Origin of the sequence: Bradyrhizobium guangdongense, from assembly GCF_006483445.1 — a bacterium.
GTDB lineage: Bacteria > Pseudomonadota > Alphaproteobacteria > Rhizobiales > Xanthobacteraceae > Bradyrhizobium > Bradyrhizobium guangdongense_A.
Genome location: NZ_PPPT01000166.1, coordinates 1 through 6,271 on the forward strand (window position 1 = coordinate 1; position 6,271 = coordinate 6,271).

General features: G+C 65.7%; 6 protein-coding genes. 5 read left to right on the forward strand and 1 reads right to left on the reverse strand.

The genetic code is table 11. The features are described 5' to 3' along the window. A partial coding sequence (locus C2U70_RS23555; RefSeq protein ID WP_140980848.1) for a tannase/feruloyl esterase family alpha/beta hydrolase occupies window positions 1–852 on the forward strand: 852 nt, incomplete at its 5' end. 50 nt (window positions 853–902) lie between these two features. Here the strand turns inward: C2U70_RS23555 and C2U70_RS23560 are convergent. Further along, complete coding sequence (locus tag C2U70_RS23560; protein WP_140980850.1) at window positions 903–1,430, reverse strand: Hsp20/alpha crystallin family protein; 528 nt, start codon at window positions 1,428–1,430, stop codon at window positions 903–905. Between the two features lie 300 nt (window positions 1,431–1,730). On the opposite strand from C2U70_RS23560, the gene C2U70_RS23565 reads away from it, so the two are divergent. From C2U70_RS23565 to C2U70_RS23580, 4 genes are all read left to right on the forward strand, one after another. Further along, complete coding sequence (locus tag C2U70_RS23565; RefSeq protein WP_433960701.1) at window positions 1,731–2,096, forward strand: MarR family winged helix-turn-helix transcriptional regulator; 366 nt, start codon at window positions 1,731–1,733, stop codon at window positions 2,094–2,096. A 15-nt stretch (window positions 2,097–2,111) separates the two neighbouring features. After that, a complete protein-coding gene (locus tag C2U70_RS23570) occupies window positions 2,112–2,882 on the forward strand; it encodes an enoyl-CoA hydratase (protein WP_140980853.1) in 771 nt (256 codons plus the stop codon). 138 nt (window positions 2,883–3,020) lie between these two features. After that, on the forward strand, window positions 3,021–5,102 hold the full coding sequence (locus tag C2U70_RS23575) for a methyl-accepting chemotaxis protein (protein ID WP_140980855.1): 2,082 nt from the start codon (window positions 3,021–3,023) through the stop codon (window positions 5,100–5,102). Window positions 5,103–5,297: 195 nt separating this feature from the next. After that, the gene (locus C2U70_RS23580; RefSeq protein WP_140980857.1) at window positions 5,298–6,230 is read left to right on the forward strand and encodes a dihydrodipicolinate synthase family protein; all 933 of its coding nucleotides are present in this window, start codon (window positions 5,298–5,300) and stop codon (window positions 6,228–6,230) included. Window positions 6,231–6,271: the final 41 nt, after the last annotated feature.

Below are 6,271 nucleotides of genomic sequence, written 5' to 3' on the forward strand. Positions count from 1 at the left end.
GCGGCCTGCGACAAGGCCGACGGTTCAAATGATGCGCTGGTGCAGGATCCCGTCGGATGCAAGGCGGCGTTCAAGGTGGAGACGTTACGCTGTGCCGGCGGTCAGAGCGGCGATCAGTGCCTGACCGATCTGCAGATCAAGGCGGTCCAGACGCTGCATGCGGACTACAAGTTTCCGTTCCCGCTCGCCAACGGTCTCGACGACTATCCCGGCTGGGGCGTATCGGGTGAGGACACCGCGTCGTTTGGGCCCACAGGCGGCTGGACGTCGTGGTGGCTCGGGACCGCGCCTCCCACGCAGCCGCCGGCGCCGAACAACGGCATCGCCTGGGTCTATGGTGCCGGCGCGCTTCAATATGTCGTTGCGCGCGATCCAAAACTCGACGTCACCACCTACAAGGTCGAGGACCACAAGGCGCGGCTGCTCGAAGTCTCGAACCTGATGGATTCGACCAATCCCGACCTCAGCCGCTTCCTGGCGCGCAAGGGCAAGCTGATCATGCTCGAGCACATGGCCGATTATGCGCAGAGCCCTTATGCCGGCATTCGCTATTTCGAGACTGTCGAGCGCCTGATGGGCTCGGCGACGGTGGCGCAGTTCGCCCGGCTCTACACCGCGCCCGGCGTCGATCACGTCGGCTCGGGCGCGCCCGCCAATGTCGACATGCTCGGCGTACTGGTCGACTGGGTCGAGAAGGACAAGGCGCCCGGCGACCTCGAGGTCACCGAGCAGAAGGTCGAGGCGCCGTCCTTCCCGGTCATGCGCTCGCTGCCGCTGTGCCGCTGGCCGGCCTGGCCGCATTTCAAGGCGGGCCCGGTGACGGACGCGGCGAGTTATTTCTGCGTGCCGTAGCCGCAGATCGTGCGAGGCCGCCTCGCGGCCTCGCACGGTTGTGCAAGATCTCAGGCCGCCTTGACCTCGATCTTCTTGGCGGGCTGTTGCGCTTCCGCCGTCTTCGGCAGCGTCACCTTGAGCACGCCGTTCTTGAACGCGGCCGCGATCTTGTCGGCCTCGACATCCTCGGGCAGGCCGAAATAGCGTTCGAAGGAGCCGTAGCGGCGCTCGGAGACGTGATAGCCCTTCTGCTTCTCTTCCGTCTCCACCTTCTTCTCGCCCTTGATGGTGAGGCCGCCATTGGCGACGTTCACCTCGATGTCCTTCTCGTCCATCCCGGGCAATTCGGCGGTAATCTCGTAGGCCTTGTCGGTTTCGGCGACGTCCACCGCCGGCGTGCTCACGAGCTTCTGCGCCAGGTTGCGCTCGAGGCCGGCAAGCGAACGGAACGGCCGGCGCCAGAAATCCTCGGTGCCGAAATCCTCGAACAGCCGGTCGACCTCCTTGCGAAGCGTCTCGAACGGCCGCCACGCGTCGCCGGCGAAGGCGGGCTCGTTGGCTTTCCTGGTGACGGGTAGCTTGGTTTCATTGGCCATGATCTTCCTCCTTCATAGGTAAGGGTTCGTTCAATGTGCGAAACCTCCCTCTGCACCGGTTATCTGTCGTTGATTTTTGTCAAATCCCCGGAACAGTCCCCGTCACGAGAATGAGAGCGCGGCTGGCGGATCGGTAAGTGTTGCGGACTGATTCCCGGCGCGAGATTTTTTGCGTGACAGGCCGCTTTTGCTTCGTTATATGCTTCGCATGCGAAATAAATCGGCCACCGCGTGAGCGCGGCGAAGCATCATCGGCTAATCTACCTGCTCAGCGTCGCGCAGCGGCGGTTGCAGCGCTGGATGGCGGCGCAGCCGGAGAGTGAAGTCACGCCAGCGCAGGCGGGGCTGTTGTTCATCCTCGGCAAGCAGGACGGGATTTTGATGGGCGAGGCGGGCGCCGCGCTCGATCTCGGCCCGGCCGGTATCTCCGGTCTCGTCGATCGGATGACGGCCGTTCGCCTCGTCGAACGGCGTGCCGATCGGGAGGATGGCCGCGCCTCGCGCGTCTGGCTCACGGCGAGGGGCCGGACTGCGTTGACGCAGGCCAAGGCCGCCGCGGCGGAGGTCAATGCGGCGCTGACGGACGGATTTACGGCCGCGGAGATCGACATCGTCGCGCGCTGGCTGACGAGCATTCAAACCAAGTTTCCGAGAGCAGATGACTAGAGAAGGAGTTTTGCAATGACCGACCATGTCCGGATCGAGAACACCGGTGGGATTTTGACCCTGACGCTGGCGCGTCCCGACAAGAAGAACGCACTGACGGATGCGATGTACGGCAAGCTAGCCGATACGATCGAATCGGCCGAGTTCGATCCGTCCGCGCGCGTGCTGCTGATCCGTGGCGAGGGCGACATGTTCACCGCCGGCAACGATGTCGGCGAGTTCGCGATGGTGGCAGCCGGCAAGTCTGAGGGCAGCCGCAACGTCATCCGCTTCATCCAGTCGCTGGCGCGCTGTACGCGCCCGCTGGTCGCAGCCGTCCAGGGGCGCGCGGTCGGCGTCGGCACCACCATGCTGCTGCATTGCGATCTCGTCGTGCTCGCCGATAACGCGCTGCTCTCGACGCCGTTCGTCAGTCTCGCGCTGGTGCCGGAGGCGGCCTCCAGCCTCTTGATGCCGCTGCGGATCGGCCATGCCCGCGCCTACGAGATGTTCGCGCTCGGCGAGACCGTGCCGGCGAAGACGGCCTTCGAATGGGGTCTCGCCAACCGGCTCGTGCCGCTGGACAAGCTCGATGCCGAGGCACGCGGCCTTGCCGAACGACTCGCCAAGCAACCGGCCGGCGCGCTCATTGCCACCAAGCGCCTGATGCGCAACGGCGAGGCGCTGGTCGCGCAGATGACTGCGGAAGGCGAGCAGTTCGCGCAGCGCCTGCGCACCGCCGAGGCGGGCGAAGCCTTCACCGCTTTCGCCGAGCGTCGTCCGCCTGACTTCATGAAGGTGGCGTGATGAAAACGCTTGGCAGGCGGCAACGTCGGCCAAGCCATGCGTTCTGCGAAACACGCATTGCAGACAGGTTGACCAAAACCTTAACGGAACTTTGGCAGGTACCCCGGCACAGTGGACCGCGAAACCGGGTCCCTGCCAATGTCCATGTTTAAGAAATCGGTAAGCAATCTCCTCCTGGTCCTGATGGCCCTTCTGGCCGCCGGCGCTCTCACCAGCACCGCGATCCAGATGGTCGGGGCCTTTGGCCGCTACCATGACAGCCTCGAGACCGGACGGCTGGCTGCGGCGGACAAGGCGATGTTCCAGGGTGTGCTGGCACTGCGCAGCAATCGCGGCGATGCGCAGAGCGCGCTGCTCGGCGAGGATGACCCCAGCGCCAAGCTCGGTGCCGTCGAAAAGGCCGAGCAGGCGGGCTACGAATCCATCCTCGCCGCGCTGGGCACGGTCGACTTCGCCCGCCGCGACGAGTTCGCGAGCACCCTGAAGCAGCGCTGGAGCGAGGCCGCACCGCAGTTCAGCCTGTTCCGCGACGAAGCCAAGCGCCCGCGCGGCGAGCGCAAGATCGATCGTACCGCATCCTGGTACGATGCGGTCACCAAGGTGATCGACACCGCAAACCTCGCCTCGACCGCGGTGTCCAACCGCGCCTGGATGAATGATCCTTTCATTGCCCGGATGATCCAGGTTCGCCGGCTCGCCTGGCAGGTGCGCGACCGCTACGGCATCCAGTGCTCGGCGCTGCGTTCGAACGTCAACACCAGCAAGCCGCTCGACGAAACCCAGAAGCAGACTCTCGCAAGCTGGAACGGCATCGTCACCGCCGGCTGGACCGGCATGGAGGAGCTCTTGGCCGCGCCCGATGTCGCCGCCGACCTCGTCTCCAAGGCCAAGGAAGCGCGCGCCAAGACCGACGGCGTGCTCAAGCAGATCGGTCAGGTGACGAAGGATTTCGACGGCAGCGGCCGTCCGGCGATGCCGGCATCCGAGTGGAACGCGCTGTGCCAGTCGCCCTTCGCGCAGATCGTGGCGGTTGCCACCACGGCGCTGGACCAGTCGATCGCCCGCGCCGAGGCCGTACAGGAAAAGGCGCTGACCAACCTCATCGTGCAGTCGGTCGGCTTCCTGCTGGCGCTGGCAGTGACGCTGGCCGGTGTGTACGTGGTGCGCAACCGCATGATGAAGCCGGTGCAGTCGATTATGGGCGCGATCGCCCGGATCGGCGCGCGCGACTACATGACGCCGGTGCCGCAGACGAGATATCCCGACGAGTTCGGCACCATGGCTGCAGCCCTCGAAGGCCTGCGCGAGAGCGCGGCAACCGCGGAGCGGCTGGGGCAGGAGCGCGAATCGCAGCAGGCGCATCAGCTCGCGCGCTCGAGTTCCGTCGACATTGCTTGCCGGCAGTTCGACGACACCGTCAAGGCGGTGATCCAGAGCGTCGCCGCGTCCACCAGGGAGCTCGACGCCACCGCCACCGGCGTGCGCTCGCTGGTCTCGGAATCGAGTAATCAGACTGCGGCGGTGTCCTCCGCCGCGGAGCAGGCCACCAACAATCTCGAAACCATCGCGGCGGCAACCGAAGAGCTGTCGGCCTCCGTCGGCGAAATCTCCGCCCAGGTCCAGGCCAGCGCCCGCGAGGCGCGCGAGGCTGTGGCCCAGGCCGAGCAGACCAATGCCACGGTCGAGATCCTCGACCAGACGGCGGGGCGCATCAGCGAAGTCGTCAAGATGATCAACGCCATCGCCGGGCAGACCAATCTGCTGGCGCTGAACGCCACCATCGAGGCGGCGCGGGCCGGCGAGGCCGGCCGCGGCTTCGCCGTGGTCGCGGGCGAGGTGAAGAACCTCGCCGCGCAGACCGCGAATGCCACTGAAGACATCACGCGCCAGGTCGCCGAGATCCAGGCCGCCACCGGTCAGGCCGTCGCCGCCATCCGCTCGATCGGCGGCTCGATCAGCGGCATCGACGAGAAGATGACGGCGATCGCCGCGGCGGTCGAGCAGCAGCGCGCGGCCACCACCGAGATATCGCGCAACTTCCAGCAGGCCGCCGTGGGCACGCGCGAGGTGACCGACACCATCGGCAGCGTCGCGAGCCTCAACCGCGAGACCGGCAATGCCGGCACGGTGCTGTTCGAATCCGTGAAGAAGATGTCCGACGATGCCGATCGCCTGCGCGTCGCGGTCGAGGGCTTTTTGGGCGCGGTGCGGGCGGCTTAATCGATCACCTCAGACACCTCAAATTTTGCCGCGGTGCGGTCGGCATTGCCGCTCCGCCCATGACGATGCTACTGGATCGCGCTACAGCATGATCCGGAAAAGTGTGAAGCGGTTTTCCGAAGAGATCATGCTCAAACAATGAGCTAAAGCGCGATGATGATCATCGCGCTTTAGGCGCTGATCCGGAGAGTTTCGATGTCGCAAGCCAAGGCCCAACGCCCGTACCGGGGCGTGTTCCCCGTCGCCCCCACGATCTTCCATGCCAATGGTGAGCTCGACCTCGAAGGCCAGCGCCGTTGCATCGATTTCATGATCGATGCCGGCTCGCACGGCATCTGCATTCTCGCCAACTTCTCCGAGCAGTTCGTGCTGACCGATGCCGAGCGCGAGAGCGTGATGCATGCGGTGCTCGAGCATGTCGCCGGCCGTGTTCCCGTCATCGTCACGACCACGCATTTCTCGTCGGCCGTCTGTGCCGCGCGAAGCAAGCAGGCTGAAGCCGCGGGTGCGGCCATGGTGATGGTGATGCCGCCCTATCACGGCGCGACCTTCCGCGTGCCCGAGAAGGGCATCGTCGAATTCTTCAAGGTGCTGTCGGGCGCGATCGATATCCCGATCATGATCCAGGACGCGCCGGTCGCCGGCACGCCGCTGTCGGTGGAATTGCTGGCGCGGCTGGCGCGCGAGTTCCAGAACATCCGCTATTTCAAGATCGAGGTGCCGGGCGCCGCCGCCAAGCTGCGCGGCCTGATCGAGGCTGGGGCTAAGGACATCGAAGGCCCCTGGGACGGCGAGGAAGCGATCACGCTGCTGGCCGATCTCGATGCGGGTGCGACCGGCGCGATGACCGGCGGCGGCTATCCCGACGGCATCCGCCAGATCATCGATCCCTATTTTGCCGGCAAGCGCGAGGAGGCCAAGGCGGCCTATGAGCGCTGGCTGCCGTTGATCAACTACGAGAACCGGCAATGCGGCCTGATCGCCTGCAAGGTCATGATGCAGGCCGGCGGCGTCATCAAGTCGGACGCCGTGCGCCATCCGCTGCAGCCGCTGCACCCGGCCACGCGCGCGGGATTGCTGGAACTGGCCAAGGAGCGCGACGCGCTGGCGTTGCGCTGGGGGAAGTAGCGCCAGCCAGGAGCAGTTGTAGGGTGGGTTACGCCCTGCGA

Bases quoted from the DNA above. Each gene is read 5' to 3' on its own strand.
- C2U70_RS23560 (WP_140980850.1), bottom strand. From the start codon at position 1,430: ATGGCCAATGAAACCAAGCTACCCGTCACCAGGAAAGCCAACGAGCCC.
- C2U70_RS23565 (WP_433960701.1), top strand. From the start codon at position 1,731: ATGGCGGCGCAGCCGGAGAGTGAAGTCACGCCAGCGCAGGCGGGGCTG.
- C2U70_RS23570 (WP_140980853.1), top strand. From the start codon at position 2,112: ATGACCGACCATGTCCGGATCGAGAACACCGGTGGGATTTTGACCCTG.
- C2U70_RS23575 (WP_140980855.1), top strand. From the start codon at position 3,021: ATGTCCATGTTTAAGAAATCGGTAAGCAATCTCCTCCTGGTCCTGATG.
- C2U70_RS23580 (WP_140980857.1), top strand. From the start codon at position 5,298: ATGTCGCAAGCCAAGGCCCAACGCCCGTACCGGGGCGTGTTCCCCGTC.